At 33.0% G+C, this 24,626-nt stretch carries 9 protein-coding genes (1 of these 9 only partly in view); 3 read left to right on the plus strand and 6 right to left on the minus strand.

Annotated elements, in window-relative coordinates:
• Window positions 1-8,553, minus strand: partial view of a T9SS type B sorting domain-containing protein gene (locus ACZ451_RS05550; protein WP_464216105.1) — the 5' portion only. 20,904 nt of this gene lie to the left of the window's left edge; only the first 8,553 of its 29,457 coding nucleotides appear in the window; the start codon lies at window positions 8,551-8,553; its stop codon lies off the left edge, out of view.
• 4,194 nt (window positions 8,554-12,747) lie between these two features.
• Here ACZ451_RS05550 and ACZ451_RS05555 point away from each other — a divergent pair.
• The gene (locus ACZ451_RS05555) at window positions 12,748-13,056 is read left to right on the plus strand and encodes a transposase (RefSeq protein ID WP_464216106.1); all 309 of its coding nucleotides are present in this window, start codon (window positions 12,748-12,750) and stop codon (window positions 13,054-13,056) included.
• A gap of 339 nt (window positions 13,057-13,395) precedes the next feature.
• Here ACZ451_RS05555 and ACZ451_RS05560 read toward each other — a convergent pair whose 3' ends face one another.
• Both ACZ451_RS05560 and ACZ451_RS05565 read right to left on the minus strand, forming a co-directional pair.
• The gene (locus ACZ451_RS05560; protein WP_464216107.1) at window positions 13,396-15,489 is read right to left on the minus strand and encodes a PorP/SprF family type IX secretion system membrane protein; all 2,094 of its coding nucleotides are present in this window, start codon (window positions 15,487-15,489) and stop codon (window positions 13,396-13,398) included.
• A gap of 6 nt (window positions 15,490-15,495) precedes the next feature.
• Complete coding sequence (locus ACZ451_RS05565) at window positions 15,496-17,643, minus strand: T9SS type B sorting domain-containing protein (protein WP_464216109.1); 2,148 nt, start codon at window positions 17,641-17,643, stop codon at window positions 15,496-15,498.
• Between the two features lie 382 nt (window positions 17,644-18,025).
• On the opposite strand from ACZ451_RS05565, the gene ACZ451_RS05570 reads away from it, so the two are divergent.
• A complete protein-coding gene (locus ACZ451_RS05570; RefSeq protein ID WP_464216110.1) occupies window positions 18,026-19,708 on the plus strand; it encodes a glutamine--tRNA ligase/YqeY domain fusion protein in 1,683 nt (560 codons plus the stop codon).
• A 399-nt stretch (window positions 19,709-20,107) separates the two neighbouring features.
• Here the strand turns inward: ACZ451_RS05570 and ACZ451_RS05575 are convergent, their stop codons facing one another.
• Window positions 20,108-21,043 (minus strand): SPFH domain-containing protein, encoded by a 936-nt coding sequence (locus ACZ451_RS05575; protein WP_464216111.1) that lies wholly within the window; start codon window positions 21,041-21,043, stop codon window positions 20,108-20,110.
• A 238-nt stretch (window positions 21,044-21,281) separates the two neighbouring features.
• On the opposite strand from ACZ451_RS05575, the gene ACZ451_RS05580 reads away from it, so the two are divergent.
• Window positions 21,282-21,806: a hypothetical protein gene (locus ACZ451_RS05580; RefSeq protein WP_464216112.1), complete on the plus strand. Its 525-nt coding sequence runs from the start codon at window positions 21,282-21,284 to the stop codon at window positions 21,804-21,806.
• A 64-nt stretch (window positions 21,807-21,870) separates the two neighbouring features.
• Here the strand turns inward: ACZ451_RS05580 and ACZ451_RS05585 are convergent, their stop codons facing one another.
• Both ACZ451_RS05585 and gltX read right to left on the minus strand, forming a co-directional pair.
• On the minus strand, window positions 21,871-22,869 hold the full coding sequence (locus ACZ451_RS05585) for a hypothetical protein (protein ID WP_464216113.1): 999 nt from the start codon (window positions 22,867-22,869) through the stop codon (window positions 21,871-21,873).
• Window positions 22,870-22,890: 21 nt separating this feature from the next.
• Window positions 22,891-24,489 (minus strand): glutamate--tRNA ligase, encoded by a 1,599-nt coding sequence (gltX, locus tag ACZ451_RS05590; protein WP_464216114.1) that lies wholly within the window; start codon window positions 24,487-24,489, stop codon window positions 22,891-22,893.
• Window positions 24,490-24,626: the final 137 nt, after the last annotated feature.

Raw genomic sequence — 24,626 nt, forward strand, 5'->3', positions numbered from 1 at the left:
AGTAGTGTTATTGATTAGTTGGTATGTGTATGTTGGAGTACCTCCATTAGCTACGGCAGAAATGGTTGCATCTGTAGTACAGGTATCAGGTGCCGTTACCGACCCAGTTACCGTAATTTGAGTAGGTTGTGTAAGGGTTTGATTGAGTGTAATCTCACAAGCATCATCTGCGATATCTCTAACGATGATCGTATTGGCTCCATCAGCTAAACTATTAACCGTTACAGGATTGCTAGCTGCCGCTCCAGTTACAGAGATAAAAGTAGCACCTGCATCGGTAGAGTATCTAAATTCGTTATTTGCGTTACTAGGGTTGTTAACTGTAAAAGTTATAGTTCCATCAGCGACACCAAAACAGGTAGGATTAGAGAATCCAGTGATAACTGTTGTTAATTGATTACCAGGATCAACCACCACAGGAATAGTAGTTGTACAGTTGCTACCATAATTTACGGTAATGGTATGATTTCCAACAGGGACATCATTAAAGGTATTGGTAGCGACAAAATTAGTTCCATCAATGCTATAAGTATATGTAGGATCAAGCGGAGTTACCGTTACGTTTCCAGAGCCATCACAGTTATAAGCTACACTAAAGTTTAGCGTAGGTTCAATAGGTAGTGGATCAATAGTAATCGGAGTAAGGCTAATAATACAATCAATAGCATTAGCATCTCTTACGCTTACGGTAAAAGTACCATCATTAAGGCCAGTGAAAGTAGTTCCTCCCGTTGTAGAGGCCGTCCATGGACCACCATTTAAGCTATATTGATAGTCTCCTGATCCACCAACAGTAGGTGTTACACCACCTACGGTAATGATTGCATCAGTAGTACATGTATATGGAGTTGTTACAGCTGCTTCCGCTACAATTAGATCCGGTTGATTAATCGTAAGGCTAGTTGTTTGTTGACAGTTGTTATTATCTAAAACACTAATAGGATAAGTTCCCGCACTTAAGTTAGGGAAGCTATTAGTAGTTTGGTAAGTAGTACCGTTATCAATACTGTATTGGTAAGGCGCTTCCCCACCCGTAACGTTTAGAGTAATCGCCCCGTTATTTTGACCAAAGCAGTTTACATCCGTAATGACCTCTGCAATTACGATAGGCGCATCTTGAGATATGTTTAAGTCAAAGATTTCAAAACAGAACCCAGCATTTCCATTATTATCACGAACGTATACGTCATAGTCACCAGCAGTAGCGATAGCAATTACATTAGCAGCTCCAAAGTCAGCATCTACAGGAGTTACCCCATCATTAACGATAGCGTATACATAGTTTGTATCACCACCAGTAGCAGAAATTGTTACATCAGTAGAAGGGTTACAAGCGCTTATAGGCTCAGCTGTAGCAGAGAGGCTTAATTCAGGATTAATGGTAATAGATTGTTGTGTAGCAGTACATCCGAATTGATCTTGTACATCAATGGTAAACGTACCAGCACTTAAGTTGTTAAAGGTATAAGTATTGCTAGTTGTAGGTGTTGGCGCAACAAAAGGGGCTCCATTGATACTAAAAAGTAAACCACCATTACCTCCAGTAACGTTTACGGTTATCGAAGCATCATTGTTACCAGAGTAACAAGGCGTAGCTGTTGCCGTGAAAGTTAGTGTAGTAGGCGGATCTACGGTAATTACGGTAGAGCTCGCCTCACAATTATTAGCAGGCGTATAGTTACTATCTCTTACTTGAATGATATAGTCTCCAGCAGGGATCCCAGTGAAGTCCGTATTACTACCATTAGTTGCAAAGTCATATCCAGCAACTATAGCAGAAGTAGTGTTATTGATTAGTTGGTATGTGTATGTTGGAGTACCTCCATTAGCTACGGCAGAAATGGTTGCATCTGTAGTACAGGTATCAGGTGCCGTTACCGACCCAGTTACCGTAATTTGAGTAGGTTGTGTAAGGGTTTGATTGAGTGTAATCTCACAAGCATCATCTGCGATATCTCTAACGATGATCGTATTGGCTCCATCAGCTAAACTATTAACCGTTACAGGATTGCTAGCTGCCGCTCCAGTTACAGAGATAAAAGTAGCACCTGCATCGGTAGAGTATCTAAATTCGTTATTTGCGTTACTAGGGTTGTTAACTGTAAAAGTTATAGTTCCATCAGCGACACCAAAACAGGTAGGATTAGAGAATCCAGTGATAACTGTTGTTAATTGATTACCAGGATCAACCACCACAGGAATAGTAGTTGTACAGTTGCTACCATAATTTACGGTAATGGTATGATTTCCAACAGGGACATCATTAAAGGTATTGGTAGCGACAAAATTAGTTCCATCAATGCTATAAGTATATGTAGGATCAAGCGGAGTTACCGTTACGTTTCCAGAGCCATCACAGTTATAAGCTACACTAAAGTTTAGCGTAGGTTCAATAGGTAGTGGATCAATAGTAATCGGAGTAAGGCTAATAATACAATCAATAGCATTAGCATCTCTTACGCTTACGGTAAAAGTACCATCATTAAGGCCAGTGAAAGTAGTTCCTCCCGTTGTAGAGGCCGTCCATGGACCACCATTTAAGCTATATTGATAGTCTCCTGATCCACCAACAGTAGGTGTTACACCACCTACGGTAATGATTGCATCAGTAGTACATGTATATGGAGTTGTTACAGCTGCTTCCGCTACAATTAGATCCGGTTGATTAATCGTAAGGCTAGTTGTTTGTTGACAGTTGTTATTATCTAAAACACTAATAGGATAAGTTCCCGCACTTAAGTTAGGGAAGCTATTAGTAGTTTGGTAAGTAGTACCGTTATCAATACTGTATTGGTAAGGCGCTTCCCCACCCGTAACGTTTAGAGTAATCGCCCCGTTATTTTGACCAAAGCAGTTTACATCCGTAATGACCTCTGCAATTACGATAGGCGCATCTTGAGATATGTTTAAGTCAAAGATTTCAAAACAGAACCCAGCATTTCCATTATTATCACGAACGTATACGTCATAGTCACCAGCAGTAGCGATAGCAATTACATTAGCAGCTCCAAAGTCAGCATCTACAGGAGTTACCCCATCATTAACGATAGCGTATACATAGTTTGTATCACCACCAGTAGCAGAAATTGTTACATCAGTAGAAGGGTTACAAGCGCTTATAGGCTCAGCTGTAGCAGAGAGGCTTAATTCAGGATTAATGGTAATAGATTGTTGTGTAGCAGTACATCCGAATTGATCTTGTACATCAATGGTAAACGTACCAGCACTTAAGTTGTTAAAGGTATAAGTATTGCTAGTTGTAGGTGTTGGCGCAACAAAAGGGGCTCCATTGATACTAAAAAGTAAACCACCATTACCTCCAGTAACGTTTACGGTTATCGAAGCATCATTGTTACCAGAGTAACAAGGCGTAGCTGTTGCCGTGAAAGTTAGTGTAGTAGGCGGATCTACGGTAATTACGGTAGAGCTCGCCTCACAATTATTAGCAGGCGTATAGTTACTATCTCTTACTTGAATGATATAGTCTCCAGCAGGGATCCCAGTGAAGTCCGTATTACTACCATTAGTTGCAAAGTCATATCCAGCAACTATAGCAGAAGTAGTGTTATTGATTAGTTGGTATGTGTATGTTGGAGTACCTCCATTAGCTACGGCAGAAATGGTTGCATCTGTAGTACAGGTATCAGGCGCCGTTACCGACCCAGTTACCGTAATTTGAGTAGGTTGTGTAAGGGTTTGTGTAAATTGAGATATACAGGTTGTATCATCTGTTCTTCTGATCACTATAGTATGATCACCACCCGATAATACAGCAGGAGTTGTTACAGGAGATGTTGTTATTGTGGAAGAGAAAGCTCCTCCATCAATTGCATATTGAAATCCAGCAGCATTGAAGTTTGCTACATCAAAAGTTATAGTTCCATCTGTAGCACCAAAGCAAGTTGGGTTTGTAGAGGATATAAAAGTAGCATCAAAAGCTCTATTAGGCTCTATTATTATTGTAGTATCAACAGATAATTCACAAACCTCAGGAGTTTGTACTACTGAAATGTCATCTATAGCAACATCATTTCCACTGTCTCTACTTTCGTTAGTAACAATAACTAAATCAAGAGAAGTATTGGTACCCGGATTTAAAGCAACAGTATATTGCGTCCAAGTTTCATTTTCTGGAATCGCTCCTGTTTCTAGAAAATCAATAACCGTTCCAGCAGAGTTTCGTAATTCAATTCTTAAATCTGGAAGCACTAAGTTTCTACCAGAGCGAACTACATTAATGGCCCATAAGGATACTTCTAAATTTTGATTTGGAAGAATTTCATTAATTTCTTTTCTATAAATAACTTGACCAGGTCCTGGTGAACCAATATTTACAAATAAGTAACGCCCTTCACTTGCTCTTGTTCCTGTTGTATGATCAATAGGATTAAACAATGGACCAAACTGATTAACAACATCACTTGTTATAGTGTATTCTCCATCGTTTACACGATTATCAGTATCATTAGGCCCTCCTAATGCAGTTGTTCCACTTGTTAAGTCTTCATAAAAATACCCTTCAGTTGATGACCCAGGTAAGCTTGGAATTGTGGGGCCAGAACCAAAAGTTTCTAACAATAGTTGACTTGGTGTAGGCGGTGTTTGTGAAATATAGTTTGTTGTTATCGTGTAACTACCGTCTGTAAGGTTTGAAAAAGTACTACTAGTTGCATCTGGGCTATTTAAAACACCATCTAATGCATAAGTGTAATTATATGTATTTATATCTGAGCTAATCGTAACTTCAGCAGTACCATCACAATTGTAATCTATTGTAGGAGTAATTGTAGGTTCTACAGGCAAGCTCGGTACAACAATATCAGTTGGGTATTCACAACCTCTAGAATCTCTAACAACAATAGTATTATAAGTTCCGGGTTGTAAAGAAGTAGTACTATTATTAGTAAATGTTGTTCCACCATCATAACTGTACTCATAAGGAGGAGTACCACCTATAACATTAGTAACACGTACTATTGCACCTCCAGTAGGGTCACATGTAATATCTGTTGCAACCCCTACAGCTGCTGATAACGGAAAAGGAGCAGTAAAAGAATAGGTAGTTGTTTCGTCACAACCTGAACTATCTAAAACGCGAATATTGTAAATCGTATCAGCACTAAGACCTAGAAAACTAGGTGTTGCTTGATACGTTGTGCCGTCATCTATACTGTATTGAAATGGCCCTACACCACCAGTTGTAGCAATTGTGAGTGCACCCGTATTAGTGCCTGCACATGTAACAGGACTATCTTCTGTTACAGAGATCGCCATGGTTCCATTATCTAATAAAGTAACCACATTAGACTCTATATAACATCCATTATTATCTACAACGATAAAGGTATAATCTCCATCTTGATTAGGAATATACGTAAACACAAAAGGAATATCTGGATCTGTTTGTGTTGGACCTCCTGACACTTCATAACCAAATTCAAAAGTAGGATTTGTTTGAAAAGCACTTCCAGGAATATCACTAAAATCCGAATATAATGGTACACCATCCTTACTCCAGATAGCATAACTATAAGCAGGACTTCCTCCTTGTGGAGTTAAGTCTATTATTCCAGATGTACAACCAATATTTGCAGTGGTTACTGCATTTACGCTAAGATCTTCTATTTCTGTAATCGTTACACTTTGTGTATCTATACAACCGTCTTGCGTTCTGGTAATAACAATATAATCATCTGGATTTAGATTATCAAAGGTAAAATTATTAGTTGTTTGTGCAGAAGCCTGGTTTACAAGAGCACCACCTCCTGGGGTTCCGTCATCGAAACGTAGTTCATAATTATAATTTGCTCTTACATTTAAAACTTGCACATTAATACTACCTAGGTCACCACATTGTGCAGGAGTAAGATTAATATCTACTTGAAAATCCCTATTGAGTATCCCTATTTCTTCACTTTCAAAAATACAAGAACCAGGAATTGGATTTCCTGAGGCATCAACCTGACGAACATCTACTCTAAAACTACCATTGGTAGCAATATCAAAACTAGGACCATTATTAGCACTAAAAGGTACCTCAATAGTATTGGTTGCTGTATTGAATAATTGAAATTCATAACCAGTACCTAAGTTGGTTACGGTTATATTTCCATCAGTGGTACAGTAAATATCACTATCTATAGTATTAATGTCTAATATATTTTTAAACGCATTAAAATAAAACCGACTAGAACAACCATTTTGGTAGTTTATAACTAACCGATACATTCCAGAATCTGTAAGTAAAAAATCATTCCCTGTGGTTATAGTACTATAACAACTATTGTTTTTATTTGGGCAGGCAGGGTCAGAAACGGTACATGTACTTTCATCTAGTTGTTGCCACTCTATAGTTGTGGCATCAGGGATATTTATTTGTAATAGTTCCGTATCATTAGCACCACATAAAAAGATGTTGGTTAAAAATTCTCCATCAATAGAACATCTTAAAATTTCACCTTGTATATCATTTGTTATATCAGCATCACTATTTACAGCATTAAAGAGATCTAAAACAGGATTGGTTTGGGTAGTTCCAAAAAGGATTACTGTAATTGTTTCTGTGTATCCAATACATGGATCTGCTACAATTTTATCTACAATATAACTTCCTGTTTGGTCTACCAATAAGGTACTAGGATCATTATCAGTATCTGCGTCGGTAATTACAACATCTACTCCAACATCAATAACACCATTTGCATTAATGTCTCTATACCAGATATAATTATCAAAATTATCTCCTGCATCTAAAAGTACATCATCACCACATAATTGTACTGTTCTATCAAAAGTACAAGCACTTAAATCATCTAACAAAAAGTTTGTTGCTCCAGGAGTGGTAAAGCCACAATCATCAAAATCTGATACACTAGGGTCATCAGATATTACATTATCATTATCATCTCCTCTATAGGTAGAAAAAGCTATGTTTTCTATAGTGGTAGAACAAGCGTCAACAAAATCAAAACAATTTTCCGCAACTTCAACTCGCATTCTAATACTTGCTGTTGGTGCACCTTCCTCAACTAATTCAGGAGGTATAGAAAATAAAATAGTTCTTGTTGGCTCATCATAAGTAAAGGTAACTCCAGGCGCATTTGTAAAATCTAAATTAAACTCATCTAAACTTACGTTTAAAGGCAATACATCTCGTATTACATAATCTAATGCATCATCATTACCAATATTCCTAAAAGATAATACGTATTCTAATGTTTGACCAAGATTAACACCTTGCCCGGTAATATCATTACCAGCAATATCTTCAACTCTTTTTTCTAAGACAATATCAGGTTCTATAATCTCTATACCAAATGTTGTAAGAAAGGCTCCAAAAAAATCGGCAGAAGTACTTAATCTTAATGTTGCTGCTGTCTCTCCATTCTGTATAATGGTATTACCAGGGTTGTTGATTTCAAAAATATCAGAATCATAGCCCATACTATTGGTACCATTAATATTTCTGTTTACCACATTATTACCATCTATAGTAATATTAGAATTGAAAAAGTTTGTTGCCGGGTTTCCAAGATTAGATAAGTTTGTAAAATCTGAATCTAATGGAGGGTTAGATGAATTCATAGCTGAAGCAATGCTAAAACTATCACCAGTAAGATCTGGCTCTCCTTCTATAACACTAACTCCTAGTCTTGCGTTTACATTTCCAACGGGGATTGTATTAAATCCTGAAACAAAAATGTCTGCTGTTTCATTACCAGCATTAGTAGTTACTCCTTCATAACCATCAAATATAGAGATATATTTTCCGGTCATGGTTGGGTTTTCATATATAACAACAAGCGTCCAACCTGCAGCACCATAAGTATTAGCACCTCTGGTGCCTCGTACATTTGCTACTGTATACTCGCCTTCTGGATTTGGCAAAGCACGCAGCATTTGGGTAACATCTCTGTAACATACATATGCATTAGATTCGTATACCGTAAAACCACTATCTATATAATCTTGTACACCATTGTAAATTACCTGATCTTCTTCACCGGCAGGATCAGGATTATTATCTGCTTGGATATCTATATAATTTCCACCAGGGACTTTAAATTTAATTCGTGTGGGGTCATTATAATCAAAATTGTTGGGGTAAGCACTGCTAAAACCAAGATTACTAAATCGTTCCGCATCATAGTTTCCTGCCCAATATAGACCTGCATAATAAATCTGGGAACATTCAGCAAATGCTAATGTAGAACTACTTGAACTGAAAATACGATCTGGATCATTGAAGTCCGTATGATCTGGGTCTGGATCAATATTGATATATTCTCTAAAGAAGTTATTGTTTCCTAAATTTCCATTATAAGGAATGTTTGCTGTAGTTGAATCTATAGTAGTTACCCTATTCATTACAGTATTCGATAGAAAAGTGTAATTTCCTTTGATGTTAATATACCTTAGAGAAGGGTCTGTTTCATTTCTTAGTCTTGGCTGAAAAGGCTGCTGAGCATAGAGCTTAGAAATAGCAAAACTTGCTATAAAAAACACTAGAAATAATAGTTTTTTACCTTGACTTCTAAAGAAAAAATTTCTCATTTGCGGTCTGATTTGGTGAGTAGGTCTGATTTGCGAGTTCAATACTTTAATTTTTGGTTATCATACCCAATTCAAACAGGGTGTTCTGCTTAAATTACATATGTTAACAAATATGATTTATATTATTTAGCTGTAAAATTTATTGTTGTAGTATGGTTTATTTATGTTGTGAAAGGTATTTTCTGCATGGTTTTGCATTTTTAATTTTCCTTTCTTTAACGCTATAAAAAGTCCTTTTTTTAGCTTTTTCTAGCTTTTTCTAAGAATTTTTATTCTTTTTTTTAAGTCTAAAAAACGTAATAATTTTTGCCTTAATTATGTAAAAAGAACTGTTTATGGAAGTCTAAATTTTAAATAAAATGGGAAGGTTTTTAGAAAAAATAATTTTTAATTTTACTTGATAATTGTACTTAAAATATTCCAATATTTAGCTTGAAATTTTAAATAATAGTTCTAAGATTTAGACGAGTTTGTACACTTAAAATAGTCTTTATTTTATACTAATAAAACTCATTTTTGAGAAGTTTAATAGGTTAATTCAAAAATGTAAGTAGAAATTCACCCTTTTTTTTAGCGAGATATTGTTTTAATATGCTCTACTTTTTGGTCGATTTCTTATTTAAGTTCTGTGGTCTGAGTAGGGGTTAAATATCTTTTAATATGATAAAATGAGCTGTTGCTTTTTACGTTTCCATTTGTAAAATTTGGATCAGAAATAATGATATTATGAAATAAAAATAGTAGTATTTATAAACATAAGATCTCTTATAATAAACATAGTTTATGTGATAAGTAATACGTTTTGAATAGGTACTATATCAAGTATTAATAATTTGATTTTATCACTTTTTGGGAAATACCAAAATTTATATTTGAGGGCTTTACAAATAAACATTATGCTTCTAATTGTACTCAAATAGCTCTGTTTTTTCTTATGCGTTTTGATAGTAGTTTATTTTATTGCCATGTTTATTATTTTGCTTTTTTCCAAGTCTCGATTTTTAGTACTTCTCCTTTTTGGTTATAATAGTATTGTTCGTAAATCGATTTTTATCTCTAAAAATCCCTTCCTATTTTGTATTTCCATTTTCATAAAACTTACGATAAATTCCAATTTTATCAAGGTCAACTCTTTCCAATTCTGTTTTTAAAAACCTGTTTGGATGATACTCTTTAACACATTATTTTTCTGTATGATCCAGTAATTCTTTAATTGTATGCTGAATTTTTACAGCACCATTTTGGTAGTATTTCGTTTCAACGATTGCCTTTAAATCTTACCCATGGTGTTTACAATACTGAATGGAGTATGTTGAATTCTTAGCTATGAGTCCATTTTCATAGAACTTCTTATGTTCCCATTTCTTTGTCTGCGGTATTAAAAACAATTACCTTTTCTTAAACTACAAAATAATTGTATTTAGATTTAAGTGTTCCATTTTTATATTAATCTTTCTATTCCCCTTGTTTTTTCCTTTTCGGATATATGAATTATTCCCAACGCCACAACCAGCAATGTAAATTTTGGTGTGATTGGTTTCATATTTAAAATTTTTGAATTTCTCTATTTTTTAATAATAAATATCATAACCATTGAGAGTGCTATCCACAATAAATTTTTTCTTTTAATTTTCCATTATCCTAATTTTTCAAGCTTGTTTTTTTGAGAAAATATTAAGTTAAAAAACGGAAATAATAGTGTTAGAAAGATAAATTTTTGAGTGATATTATCACATTTTTATCAAATGTATTTTCATTCGCAATAATAAATACTTGTACTTTATGGAAATAATGTTTTGAATTTTTGGAAGCATTATTTCAAATTGTTGCCAACAAGATTTTAGTATGGCTATAAATTCTCTTGAGATATAAATTATTTTGATAAAACAACTTTTTGGTGAAACACAATTGGGGTAATAATAAATATATCAGGAATTAAATATTATTTATTAGATGAATCAAAATTACTATCGCTAATGCTTCACTCAAATTCAAATTACGTTTGAGCTTTTCTTAGCATTGTTTATTTAATTATTGAAAATATTTTCTTTTATCTATGAGTAAATCTTGCATCTGTGGATAGGAATTATAATAGATTTTATGGGTACAACTTAATTTACCGAACTCTACAAGACCTGCTCCATATTATAAGTTGAAATTGAAATTGATCTTAACTTTTCTGCAAGATTATGATTGTACACACACCAATCTTATAATGAATCTATTTTGTTAAATCATTTTGTTTTTCTAGTAAAATATCAGAAGCTTGTTTTTTGGTTCTAAAGTTAATGTTACAATTTAAAAAGTTTCTTTAAAAATAGAGTAGCGTTATGGATTTCCATTTTTAAAGATTGGTAGAAATGAAAGTTAGATTCATTTTTTATTGCAATCTGTATTAATGAAAAGTTCAACTCAAATAATAAAAATATTAACGCAAGGACATTATTTAAATTACATCTTGAAATCTAGAAACAATTATAGTATGGCTCATTTTGGTCTAGTGAATATTCCGTAAACACAGCAAGTAAGTTTGTAGAGGAGAGTACAATTTTAAAATATGTGGGAGATTAAGGAATTGAAAAACTATAAAGTGTTGTACAAAACGAACCAATTGAAATTATTCAAAAATCTCATGTGATTGCACCAAGGTTATTCATATAGAGTAGCATTATTTCAGATTATTGCCAATAAGATTTTCGCATTGCTTTAAATTTTCTCGAGACATAAATTATTTACAAATAAACTATTCAACGAGGGTACGAGCTAAATTTTGTTTAGAAAAAAACCTTGGGAAAAGTGTTCTTTCATTTGGTTTATTTTCTTTGAGCAAGCCAAAAAAGTGAATGTAATTCTCTTAAGAATGAATAAGTTTAAATTACTTTTAAGTATATATAGCTAGCTTGAAAATTCAAGAAATTACATCGAACTCACGTTATTTAGACAAAACAACTTTTTGGTAAAACACAATTTCTATCGCTAATTCTTAGCTCAAATTCAAATTAATTTTTTAAAATAACTTTTGCGCCTTGTTTAATCTTGTTCATTTAATTATTGTAAATATTTTCTTTTACTTATAAATAAATCTTGCATCTGTGGATAGGAATTGTAATAGATTTTATGGATACAACTTAATTTAGAGAAGTCTATAAAATAGGCTCAAAATTATAAGTTAGAATTGATCTTAACTTTTCTGCAAGATCAAGAGTGTACACATAAACTAATCTTATAATAAATCTATTTTATTATACCATTTTGGTTGTTTTGCAAAATATCAGAGACATGTTTTTGTTCTGAAGTTAACGAAACAATTTGAGAAGTTTGTTTAGAAACAAAAAGTGTAATGTGTTATATTTTTAGAGATTGGCAGAAATGAAAATTAGGTTCATTTTTTATTGCAATCTGTATTAATGAAAACTTCAACTTAAATAATAAAAATTTTAAAAAGTAGTATATCAAAAGTATTATTTAGATTGCATCCTGAAATCAAGAAACTATTGTGGGGTGGTTTATTTAGGTCTATTGAATATTCTAAAAAGACAGCAAGTACGTTTGGAGAGGAGAGTACAATTTTAAAATATGTGTGAGATTAAGGAATTGAAAAAACCATAAAGTGTTGCGCAAATCTAACCAAACAATATTATTCTCATATCTCTTATGTTAGCATTTAGGAAGTTTATTTAAAGAAGCATTATCTCAGATTATTGCCAACAAGATTTTCGTGTAGCTAAAAATTTTCTTGAGACATAAATTATTTTTACAAAACAACTTTTGGGTGAAACACAATTGGAGGCAGTTATAGTAAGTTGTGCTTATCATTAATTTTAAGATATCATAGTAATAAATATATTAGGAACTACATATTGTTTATTAGAGGACTCAAAATTTCAATCGCTAATGCTTCGCTCAAATTCAAATTAATTTTTTAAAATAACTTTTGCGCCTTGTTTAATGTTTTTCATTTTAATTATTGAAAATAATTTCTTTTACTGATAAATAAATCTTGTATCTGTGGATAAGAAACGTAATAGATTTTATGGATACAACTCAATTTAGAGAAGTCTATAAAACATGATCAAAATCATAAATCGATTTTGATCTTAACTTTTCTGCAAGATCAAGATTGTACACATACACCAATCTTATAATGGATCTATTTTATTATACTATTTTGTTTTCTGATAAAATATTAGAAACATGTTTTTTTGTTCTGAAGTTAATAAAACACTTTTAGAGTTTTGTTTAGAAACAAAAAGTGAAATGAGTTATATTTTTTTAGAGATTGGTAGAAATGAAAATCAGGTTCATTTTTTATTGCAATCTATACTAATGAAAACTTCAACTCAAATAATAAAAATTTTAAAAAGTAGTATATCAAAAGTGTTATTTAGATTGCATCCTGAAATCAAGAAACTATTCTGGGGTGGTTTATTTAGGTCTATTGAATATTCTAAAAAGACAGCAAGTACGTTTGGAGAGGAGAGTACAATTTTAAAATATGTGTGAGATTAAGGAATTGAAAAAACCATAAAGTGGTATACAAAACGAACCAATTGAAATTATTCTGAAACCTCTTATGATTATATCGAGGTGACTAAATCTGTTGTTAGACTTATTTAGGAATGTAGTGTTAATAAAAATTAGATACCAATAACTTTTTTAATTAACCTAATTTAAGAATAGCTTTCCGATGTAAACTTATAAGTTTCTCTAATTCATCAATAATTAAAGATGACCCTGTATAATGAAGAACACAATTGTAAAATTAGATAAGGGTTTTAATTAGTTAAAAAGAGATAATAAATTAAATGAAGGAAATCTTAAAAATACCATTCAGTATATATCTTATGCTATTAGACCTGGAGTTACACGCATAATCCACATCTTTTTATCATAAGCATTATTTAAATTGGAATAATAAGATATCAAAGCGTTGTTCCAACTACCATATTTTTTTAAATATACATAGCGATAATTATTTTCTGGATTGATAAAATAACTGGCATTGAGTCCTTTTTCGTTTAAGAACTTTACAAAGTTCTTTGCATTTTTAGGATTTGCAAATACATTAGCTATAATATAGTAACCACTACCAACACCATTTATTTTGTACTTTTTAGTAGTTGGTATTTCTTTGTTTTTAGCTACTTTATCTTTTACAATAATATTAGATTGTAATCTGTTTGTATCATATTTTGCAGCTTTATCTTTTATTTTTCTGGTATTAGAAGCATAAGCTTTATCTAAATCAGATGTGTTATCTACATTCATAATCCATACATCACCATCGTAAGCTCCATCTGACCTTGTTTTATAAGAATCTAATGCTGTATTCCAAGAGTTATGATGATTTAAGTATACATATTTTAGACCATTCTTTGGATTTTCAAAATAACCAGCGGATATTCCTTTAGCTTCCAGGCTTTCTATAAATTTATGCATATATTTTTCGCCTTTGTATACATTGGCAACTACATAATAACCATCATCTACTCCATCTAAATTTCTAAACTTCTTACTTTTTACAATACTAGAATTCTTTTTAGCCTTCGCGTAATTTTTTTGTGTATTCCTTTTAGTGGTAGAAACGATATCTTTTTTAGTTTCAAGATATTTTTTAGGATTGGTATTTGTTTTTATGGTTTTTTTAGGATTTTCTGCAAAAGCTACTTGTTCTGTAGTACTATTTTCTTTTACATTATTAAGAAAGTAAGTTCTTCTTGCTTTATCTTCAATCTCTGGATTTCCTCCATTGGTTTCCCTGCGTACCATACGCATTACCATATCAAAACGTCTTTCTAGATCTTTATTTCTACTTTGTTCTAAGGAGTCTTGGCGGTATATTAGCTCTGCAATAATTTCGTTGTTTTCTGTTAATGATTCTCTAAGTTTTTCTAATTCTTCATCTTTAGAGATTTCTGCAATAGAATCTTCAACCAGTTCATCTGCATCTGCAAAATCGGTATCTTCTTCATCAAGGAAAACCCTGTCTTCTGTTAAATTAGGTGTAAAGGAGTATGCAAAAGAAATTTCGTGGGTAACCCCTAGGTTTCCAAAATTAGTAACACCTCTTTCCATAGTATAGCCTAAAGAAAGTCGTTTGCTTAAGTTAAAACCTAAACCAGCAGAAGCACCATAAAAGCTATCGTAACCAGCTTGCGCCCAACCTAGTTTTGGCAAATCAAAAATTAAACTTCCTCCTAAAACAACTTCGCTTTCATCAGCATTAAAATTTTGCCCTCCTAGACGAACGCGCGCTAAAGGCATCAACCTTGCTTGTTCCAAAATTCCAGATGAATTTTTAAACTGATGGGTATATTGTAAATGTCCAGAAAAAGTTTTTTCAGCAAATTCTGTTACCGATGTATTTGTTTTTAAATTATAGTCAAAAAGATTTTCACCAAATACACCAAAATCAAAATTCCCATAAGAAATATTAAAACCAGGCTGAAAAGAAAATAAATTACTATCTATTGCACCATCTAAAAGAGGATCTATATCATCTATTGTATTAGTTCTTCCTCTGTCTAAACCACTTCTGTAATACGATACGTTTGCTCCAAAAGTAAAATTACTTTTATCGCTTAATTTTATGCCATAGGCGTAGTTGGCCAGAATACCATAATTAGAGATAGCACCTCTTTGTTGTGTATACAGACTAAGTCCTAGACCTACTCTATCATTTACCCTACCGCTATAACTTAAAAAGTATACCTGATTGTTATCTGCAAAGTTTGCTGACTGATTTCTGTGTAATAAATTTACATAAGACTTATCTTCCCTTACTGTTGAAAATGTTGGATTGATTAAAAACCGATTGTATTTTAAAAGGTTTTGAGCAGGTACATCATATACAGCAAAAGGGTCATCTACTTGTGCATTAATCTTTGTTAGTGCCAAAGCAGATAAAAACAATAAGGTAAATATTTTTTTTAACATTTTGTATTAACGTATAACAGTTATGGTTCCTTGCTTTACAGCCTCACCTTTTTCTTGTATTTTATAGTAAAACAGCTGATTTTGGGTATTAAAGCTTGTTGAGGATTGTGGCCAATTATTTTGATAATCAAATACATTTAATACTTCTGTACCTTGACTATTGTATATAATAACTTGGATGTTTTCATCATTAGAATAGCTGTTAGGCAATATCCACAAATCGTTTTGACCATCGGCATTAGGTGTAATTAAATTTGGTACACTAAATGTATCTTTAAACGTAACAGTTATTTGTCTTACAACTTCGCAACTGTCTATTGTAGCTATTAACATATATGTGCCTTCTTCAGATAGTGTAACAGATGCTGTAGTACTTAATGCTGTATTGTTCGCATCTAACCACTGATACGAAGTTGCTCCGCTTGCTGTTATAGTTTCAGAACTGCCTTCAGGGAAAATAATATCATCGGGGCTATTTATGCTAATCAAAGATTCGTCAAAAGGAACTATGTTTATCTCGTTTGATGGCAAGGGGCAACCTCCTCTAGTAACAACCAATTGGTATATTCCTGTTTCCGTAACGTTAAGAGAGGTATCGGTAGTATTGATCGTACTACCATCTTTTATCCACTCAAAGTTTTGTCCTGCTATAGCAGTTGTAGTGCTTAATACACTGGTATTAGCATTAGCACAAAGGGCGGTAGACGTTGCTGTAATTTCTAATGTTTCATTAACCAATAAGTTCACTGGTAAACTATTAGAAGTACTATTGAATGTTGTGAGTATCCCATCTACTTCATAAGTACCATTATCAGCTACTGTAGTTAAGTTAATTGTACTTGCTGTTTCGCCAGGAACTACAATGCCATCTTTTTTCCATTGGTAGCTAAAACTATTAAGTAGATCTGCAGTAACATCCATACTTGTTCCATCTATGGCGATTGCATTAATACCCGTAACTTCTAAGGCTATGGATGTATTTACACAACTTTCATATGCTGTTGTATAATCTGCTACTATACCAAAGGAAGCTGGAGTAACTACTGAGATGGTTTCTGATCTATTGGTTATGGTACATATATCTGTTGCAGTAAGTTCTACATAATATTCACCACCTTCGGTAATGTCTAAAGTACTATTTGTTGCACCAGTTATAGCAATTGCGTTTCTATACCATTGGTAGGTTGGGGTGGTTGCTGTAGTGCTTACACTTAATGTTTGCGTTTGACTAGGAAGGAGCACTAGGTTCAAAGGATTATCATTAGTGATAGTAAAGTCACCAGGTTTTGTGATTGCTAACGCAGGTGAAGTTTCATCACAGATTCCATCACCTTCTATCATTACAGTATAATCACCTGCAAAACCAATAGCATTGGTATCAATAGTGTAAGTATGTGCGCCTAATGTTCTAGCTTGTACTTCTACACCATCTTTAAACCAGGTATAATATACAGTTGCATCCATAAAGTTTGCTTCTAGTGGAGGCGCTACATCTCCAGGGCAATATTCAGTTGTTATAGGTGGGTTGACCTCAAGACCTATGGGGTTTAATAAATTAACGGTAATGAGATTGGAAAAATTACTACCACTACAAGTTGTTCCAAAATCAATTTGTGCAATATACATTCCTGGTTCAGAGACTTCTAACAGATTACTTTTTTCTGGTAAAATTGTAGAGCTTCTAGTCCAAATATACTGATAGGTTTCTGCCTGTGGTACATTACTTACCCCTATAATAGCAGTTTCTCCATTACAAATAGAAATGGTACCGTCACCAATATTACCACTAGCATCTTGTGTAATTATTAAAGGCAGAAGAAAATCAATATATACTAAATTATATGTTGTAGAAGGATCACTAGTTATTGCAGGACTCGTACTTCGTACTCTCAACCTATAATCATCACTAGCTCTTGTATCTGTTGGGAGTGCAAACATAAAATCGAATAAAGTTTGATCATTTTTATCTCCTACTGTGGCTAAAGTGATCGGGTTTTCAAAATTTCCGTTCACATCAGATAATTCTAAAATAAACGAATTATCAGAATTTACTGTTGGATTATCATCCCATGTAAATTCTACAAGAAGTTCATTAAAACCAGCCCTAGCACAATAAGCGTTTTGACTCGCACGATCACTAACTGATCTTATCAATCTAGGCGCATTTAGAGTCTGTGCTAGGAGTCCTGAAACACAAAAGAATAGGATTATAAGGCTAAGAGAATATTTAATACATTTTTTAGTCATGATCATAGGTTGTAGTATTATGAATGGTTTGGGACGTAATACTCTGATTTGATGAAACTTGTGTTTAACGTTTTTTACACCTTTTCTGGTTAATTTTTTGTGCAGTTCATCTTTATCTTACACTATTACAGTATATAACAACAAATATGAGATATAATTTTACCCTGACATATTTAATGTTGTAGTACATATAAATTTTGTTGTGAAATGCTTTTTTTATAGAGTCAAAGCATTTTATACATTGCCAATACCCCTTCTTTTCCTACATTTGTGGCTTAAATAATAGATCATGAGCGAGGAATCTAAATCGTTAAATTTTATAGAACATATCATAGAAGATGACCTTAAAGCTGGTTTTTCTAAAGAGGATTTACGTTTTCGTTTTCCACCAGAACCTAATGGTTATTTGCATATAGGGCATGCCAGTTCTATTTGTTTAAACTTTGGTTTAGGATTACGCTACAATGCCCCAGTAAATCTTAGATTTGACGATACCAACCCAGCAAAAGAAGAGCAAGAATATGTAGATGCCATCAAAAGAGATGTACAATGGTTGGGTTTTGAATGGGAAAAGGAGTGTTACGCTTCAGACTATTTTCAACAATTATACGATTGGGCTGTTCTTTTAGTAAAAGAAGGAAAAGCCTATATAGACAGCCAAACGGCAGATGAAATTGCGGAACAAAAGGGAACTCCTACTGAAGCAGGATCCGCTAGCCCATACAGAAAGCGGGATATAGCTGAAAACCTTAGCCTTTTAGCCCAAATGAAAAACGGCGATTTTAAAGAAGGGGAACATGTATTACGTGCAAAAATAGACATGACCTCTAGTAATATGCTGATGCGCGACCCTATTATGTATCGTATTTTACATAAAGCGCATCACAGAACAAATACCGATTGGTGTATTTATCCTATGTACGACTGGACACATGGGGAGAGTGATTATTTAGAACAAGTTTCACATTCTTTTTGTACGCTAGAATTTGCCATGCATAGAGAATTATACGACTGGTTTTTAGACCAAGTTGTTGATCCTAAAAAAGTACGCCCTAAGCAGCGCGAATTTGCGAGACGTAATTTTAGCCATACCGTAGTGAGTAAACGGAAATTGCTAAAATTGGTTGAAGAAAATATTGTTACAGGTTGGGATGACCCAAGAATGCCAACCATATCTGGCTTACGAAGAAAAGGATATACACCTGCTGCAATTAGAAACTTTGCGAATACTATTGGGATTGCCAAAAGAGACAATGTTGTTGATGTATCGCTCTTAGAATTTTCGATCAGAGAAAATTTAAATAAGGTTGCACCAAGAGTAATGGCAGTGTTAAACCCAGTAAAGCTTGTAATTACCAACTATCCAGAAGGGCAAGAAGAATGGTTAGAAGCAGAGAATAATCCAGAAGATGAAACTGCTGGTTTTAGAAAAGTTCCTTTTTCTAGGGAATTGTATATTGAGAAAGAGGATTTTAGAGAAGAAGCAAATAAGAAATTTTTCCGACTAAAACTAGGCAAAGAAGTGCGTTTAAAGAACGGTTATATTATTAAAGCAGAAAGCTGCACAAAAGATAACGATGGGAAAATTACTGAAATTCAGTGTACTTACGACCCTAAAAGTAAAAGTGGCAGTGGTACTGAAGAAAGTTTACGTAAAATAAAAGGCACTTTGCATTGGGTTTCTATAGCGCATGCTGTCCCCGCAGAAGTGCGTTTGTACGATCGTTTATTTACGGATGAAACTCCAGATGCACATAAGGATAAAGATTTTATGGAATTTATAAATCCGGATTCTTTAGAAGTTATTACGGCTTTTGTAGAACCTAGTTTAAAAACAGCAAAAGTAGAAGAGCATTTTCAATTTCAACGCTTGGGTTATTTTAATGTAGATAAAGATAGCACTGCAGCAAATTTAGTTTTTAATAAAACAGTTGGCTTACGAGATACTTGGGCAAAAATTCAGCAAAAATAGTTGTATAAGATTTACTGATCTTAATTTTAATACCTATAAGTATTTTCTATTAAAAGTGACTTATTTTAATACGTTTTAATGCTTTTTTGTAGAAAAGACATCACTTTGTTAGTTGGTTCACTAAAGTGTCTATAAAAAAGCTTTATTTTGAGTTTTGCGTTAATTTTTATGATGATCAGTATAATTTTATATTGTACTTTAAATACAAGGATAAAAATCATCTCTATAAAAAAGAAACCCTCTTGAAAAATAATTTTCAAGAGGGTTTTTTGGTTTACTTATTTACGATAAGGTACTCGGTTCTCTTTTTAACTTAATAAAGATTAAAATATTCTTAAGCGTGCCTGAGTTTAAATTATTTTTAAAGAATAACTGGTTAACTCGTTTTAGGCTTGTCCCCTATTTTTTAGGAGGTAGTTGCTTTTTAGCATTCTGGTCTTTCATATTTTCACCGATCATATTACTAGCAGTAAATGATGCTACCATATTATTTAACATATCGCTACCTGCTTGCGGAGAATTTGGTAAAAGAATAAGGTTTGCATTGGTATGTTCTCCAATAGATTGTAAAGTATCGTAATGTTGTGTTACTACAATAAGTGCAGATGCTTCTTGCGAATTGATGCCTACTTTGTTTAATACTTCTACAGATTCTTCAAGACCTCTTGCTATTTCACGTCTTTGGTCTGCAATACCCTGCCCTTGTAAACGCTTACTTTCAGCTTCTGCCTTTGCTTTTTCTACAATAAGGATACGTGCTGCATCACCTTCAAATTGTGCTGCAATTTTTTCACGCTCCGAAGCATTAATACGGTTCATAGCCTCTTTTACTTGCGCATCTGGGTCTATATCCGTTACTAAGGTTTTTATGATATCAAAACCATAATTAATCATGGCATCTTGTAACTCAGACTTTACAGCAATGGCAATATCATCTTTTTTAACAAAAACATCATCTAATTTCATTTTTGGAACTTCTGCACGCACTACATCAAATACATAAGATGTAATTTGCTCATGCGGATATTCTAATTTATAAAATGCTTCATATACTTTATCTTTAATGATAACATATTGTACAGAGATTTTTAGTTTCACAAAAACATCATCTAAAGTCTTAGTTTCTACAATTACATCTAATTGCTGGATTTTTAGACTAGATTTCCCTGCGATGCGTTGCACAAAAGGAATTTTAAATTGTATACCAGAATGTCTGATGCTACTAAATTTACCGAATGTTTCTATAACTGCTGCGGTTTGTTGTTTTACTATAAATACCGTTGATGCAAAGGCAACAACAATAAAAAGAATAATAGGAATAATGTAATAAGGCATAGGTTTATGTTTTTTAAGTTAGAATTATGAATTTACAAAGTCTTTAGCAAATCAGTAGCATATTTGTAAGAATTGTTACAGAATTTAAGATAATAATTTACAAATTCAGAAATACAAAGAGCAAAAAAATCTATAGATCGATTCTTTTTTACGCGACAATCGAGATTTAAATGCTCTGAGGCTTGCCCTAATATTGTTTATTATTTTTGAGTAATTTTAGATACTGATAATCAAATAGATGAAATTATTTTTAGTGTATAATATTATTTTTTTAATACCGCTGTTTTGTATTTCTCAAGATAGCGGACATATAAAATGTTCTAAGGATGCTTGTACTGGAACATATACAGGGCCAGAGTTTATAAATGGTGCTGATGTGGCGCATCAATTTTCCAATACAATGTCTTATAAAGTTGGAGAGCAATTAAAGCGACTGTATAAAAATGGAAATTATGCTAAAGTAGATTTTGAACATATTACAATGACAACAGTAGGAATGGGGACAGGATGGGTCACCTATACTTTATCAGTTCCATTTACTTTTGTTGCTGAAAAATGTGATGCTTATACCTCTTTTGATCATGTTGGTGGTTGGAACCATTCACCAGATCTAGAAAGAAGAAAAGCAGAATTAAAAAATGCATTGTTAACGGGAGAAAATTTATCAATTAGTACATTGAAAACAACTCCGGAAGGACTACAAGAATACTGGATACAGTGGAAAAATAAAATAAAACAAGCTGATTGCGTAAAGAAGAATTAATCTTTTAAATAACAAATGGTTTTAAATGTTGAATTGTTATATCAATTCTTAGTGTAGATTTATTTTAGTAAATATTAACACTTCTAAAACTATAAAATTCATTTTCATTATTTAGAATAGATTCAGTTTTATTATCAATATTGATTTTATACAAAGTCCCAACGTCTAATAGTATTTCATTAGTTTCACTTAAAAAACTAATCTCAGAAAATGGAAATAGACTGTTATTATCAAATTCTTTTATGACACCTATTTCGTTTCCATTATCTATATCTACTTCTACTATCCCATTAAAAGTAATTTCCCCTAAATTTTGATCAATAACTCGTTTAACTGCAAATAAGCGACCATTCCTACCAACAGTCATTGATTCATAATTATTTATAGATACTATCCTCTTTAGACCTGTATTGGCATCTATTTTTATTAATTGATCAATTGCATTGGATAAAAAAGAAATTCTTCTAGGAATTAAAAGTTCATTAGTATCAAATGAAAATAAAATACTGGAAATACCTACCCTGTTACTATTTGGTGCATCTTCTAAAGCCTCAAATACCTCTATTGTTGAAATTGTTGAAGCATCTTCTGGATTAATCTCTACCAAATTAATTGATGTTAGAAGTGTATTTTCAACAATTCGTTTAAATCCAAATAATTTTCCATTACCAGCTATTATAGTACTAAAGTTTTCAGAACTAATTGTAGTTTTTTCTTTAGTATCTATATCAACTTTTATTAACTGAGGACCTATTCCTCTTTCAAAAACGTTTTCTCTAATTAATAATTGATTTGTCGTATTTAGATATGCGAAGTCGAAATCTACCCTAGCTTGTCTTGGTTCAAAATCTAAAAAAATGGAAACTAAATCATTATTTAAAGGGTTAACTTCTACAATTTTTAAATCACTTCCAAATCCATCAATTGCATATAATCTGGTTTCAGAGGGCTCATTTCCTCCATTTTCATCACTATTGCTACAATTAAACGATAGCATGAGTAATGCAATAAAAATTGCATATTTAGAATAATATTTTAATTTTTTTAATCTATTAATCATCATATTTTCTTTTTTTATACTTAACTACCTAATACTAACAATTGCCCTTTTAATCCTAGTAATACTTTCCTTTTTTCCAATCAGCGCCATAATATCAAATAGATGAGGTCCTTTCATATCCCCAACAATCACTAAACGCAACGGTGGCATTACTTTACCAAAAGAAAGTTCTTGGTCCGTAATCCATTGTTTTACAAGTGTTTCTGTATTTTCTGAGCTAAAATCTTCAATGGTTTCTAATACTGATACCAATTGGTTCATTACATCTGGCGTACCTTCTTTCCATTGTTTCTTTACTCCTTTTTCTGCATAAGTTTCTGGAGCTTTAAAAAAGAAATCACTTAAATTCCATAAGTCATTTACAAAGTTAGCACGCTCTTTTACTAAAGAAATCACTTTTTGTATTTTAATATGGTCTGGTCGAGCGGAGTCGAGACCTTCTTCCGTTAATGCTGTCAGCTTTTCTTCTAAGATTGGAATAAAAAGTTTAGTGAGTTCAGCATCAGAAGCAGCTTGTACATATTGCTGATTATACCATTTGGTTTTATCAGGATCAAAACGTGCTCCAGATTTGTTAACGCGCTCTAAACTAAATGCTTGTATTAATTCTTCTAGACTAAAAAGCTCTTGTTCTGTTCCTGGATTCCACCCTAATAAGGCTAAGAAATTTACAACTGTCTCTGGAAAATATCCAGCTTCTTTATAACCAATAGAATCGTTCCAAGAAATCGGAAAAACAGGAAACCCTAATTTGTCTCCATCTCTTTTGCTTAATTTTCCTTTCCCAACAGGTTTCATAATTAAAGGTAAATGAGCAAATTCTGGTGCTTGCCACCCAAATGCATCATAGAGTTGTTGGTGTAAAGCCAAAGAAGGCAACCACTCTTCGCCCCTAATGACATGAGAAATTTCCATTAAATGATCATCAACAATATTTGCTAAATGATAGGTAGGCATACCATCACTTTTAAACAAAACTTTATCATCTAACTGATTGGTATCAATAGTCATATCTCCTCTAATGATATCCTTAAGCGATAATTTTTCGTCTTGAGGCGTTTTAAAACGAATCACATAAGGTTCTCCTGCCTTAATTCTTTTTTCCGTTTCCGCTGCAGAAAGTGAAAGTGAATTATCTAGTTTTAATCTGTTATGCCAGTTGTAAATAAAGGTTTTTCCCTTTGTTTCATGGTCTTTTCTATGAAAATTTAATTGCTCCGAAGTATCAAAAGCATAATAGGCATTCCCAGTCTCAATAAGCTGATCAGCATATGTTGCATATAAGTGTTTACGTTCACTCTGCCTATAAGGACCAAACTTTCCTTTTTTTGGATGATCGCTGAACGAAGCCGAAGCGCTTGCATCGAGACCAGCTGAAGGGCTTGCCCTGAGCGTAGTCGAAGGGCCTTCATCAAAAGGAATTCCACACCAGTTCAAAGCATCAATAATATATTGCTCTGCTCCTTCTACATAACGGTTTTGGTCTGTATCTTCTATTCTTAAAATAAAATCGCCACCATGTTTTTTAGCAAAAAGATAATTGAATAATGCGGTGCGTACACCACCAATATGTAATGGTCCTGTAGGACTAGGCGCAAATCTTACACGCACTCTTTTCGTCATAATATCAAAATTAATAGGTTGCAAAGATACTAAAACCAGTTGCCTATAAGTTCAGTTTTCTATAGGATAAGTGTGTACTAATATGTTAATAGCGTTATAAAATTATACTTTGTAAGGGACTCTTTTACAGTTAAGGC

The sequence above is a fragment of the Allocellulophaga tsushimaensis genome (genome assembly GCF_055383085.1).